This window comes from Xanthomonas euvesicatoria pv. euvesicatoria, from assembly GCF_020880415.1.
GTDB classification, from domain to species: domain Bacteria; phylum Pseudomonadota; class Gammaproteobacteria; order Xanthomonadales; family Xanthomonadaceae; genus Xanthomonas; species Xanthomonas euvesicatoria.
The window spans coordinates 1-1,341 of sequence record NZ_JAJIUJ010000099.1 but is presented as its reverse complement, the minus strand read 5'-3'; the positions used below and the strand labels follow the sequence as shown (position 1 = coordinate 1,341).

The 1,341-nt window shown below is 63.5% G+C and carries 1 protein-coding gene; it reads left to right on the top strand.

Annotated features, from left to right (window positions below; translation table 11 throughout):
* A partial coding sequence (locus LN450_RS16135; protein WP_228892896.1) for an IS5-like element ISXca5 family transposase occupies positions 1-1,341 on the top strand: 1,341 nt, incomplete at its 5' end.

Here is a 1,341-nt window from a genome sequence, read left to right as displayed (position 1 = left end):
GCCGATGAGCTGTTTCGTTCGCGTCTGGAGAACCAGATCGACTTGCGCCATCCACTGGTCCAGCTGATTCATCGGCTGCCGTGGAGTGCGTTGGAGCAGGCGCTGTCGCCGCGGTTGCCGGCTACCCCCGGCACAGGCGGTCGGCCCGCACTGCCGGTGCGCCTGATCGCCGGCTTGCTCTACCTCAAGCACGCCTACGGCCTGTCCGATGAAGCGGTGTGCGAGCGCTGGCTGGAAAATCCTTATTGGCAGTTCTTCACCGGTGAGGTGGTGTTCCAGACCTGCTTGCCGTGCGATCCCAGCTCCCTGACACGTTGGCGACAGCGCCTGGGCGAAGCCGGGATGGAAGAGCTGTTGGCGCACACCATCAACACCGCTCATGTGATGAAGGCAGTGGATGCGCGCGAGTTGTCGCGGGTGATCGTGGACACCACCGTGCAGGAAAAAGCAATCGCCCATCCCACCGACAGCGGTTTGCTGGAGGTGGCGCGCAAGAAGCTGGTGCTGCTGGCCAAGCGACACGGCATCGCACTGCGACAGAGCTATGCGCGGCTAGGTCCGGCGTTGCGCCGCAAGGCCGGGCGCTATGCGCATGCGCGCCAGTTCAAGCGCATGCGCAAGGTGCTGCGACGCCAACGCACGGTCCTGGGACGCGTATTACGCGATCTGCAACGCAAGCTGGCCCGGCTGGAACCGTCGGTGCATGAGGGCATCAGTGTCTGGTTGGAGCGCGCACACCGGCTGTTGACACAGCGTCCCAAGGACAAACAAAAGCTCTACGCGTTGCACGCGCCAGAAGTGGAATGCATGAGCAAGGGCAAGGCGCGTCAACCGTACGAGTTTGGCGTCAAGGTCGGCATTGCGGTGAGTGCGCGCAAGGGCTTGATCGTGGGCGCGCGCAGTTTCCCGGGTAACCCGTACGACGGCGACACGCTGGCCGAGCAACTGGAACAGGCGCGCGGGCTGCTGCAGGATGTGAATGTGATACCGCAGGTGGCGATCGTGGACCTGGGGTATCGCGGGCGCGACGTGGAAGGTGTGCAGATCCTGCATCGTGGCAAGGCCAACACGCTGACACGGCGGCAATGGCGCTGGATCAAACGACGGCAAGCGGTAGAGCCGGTGATCGGACATCTGAAACAGGACTGCCGCTTGAATCGCTGCCATCTCAAAGGCGCCCAAGGCGATGCACTGCACGTGCTCGGCTGCGCCGCTGGCTACAACCTGCGCTGGCTGCTGCGCTGGATCGCATTTTTGCGTGCTTGGTTGCAGGTGGTGCGGGCGCGTTCCTCAACGCCCTCAAGCACCATGTGGTCCGCAAACATGGCACTGGAGGTTTGA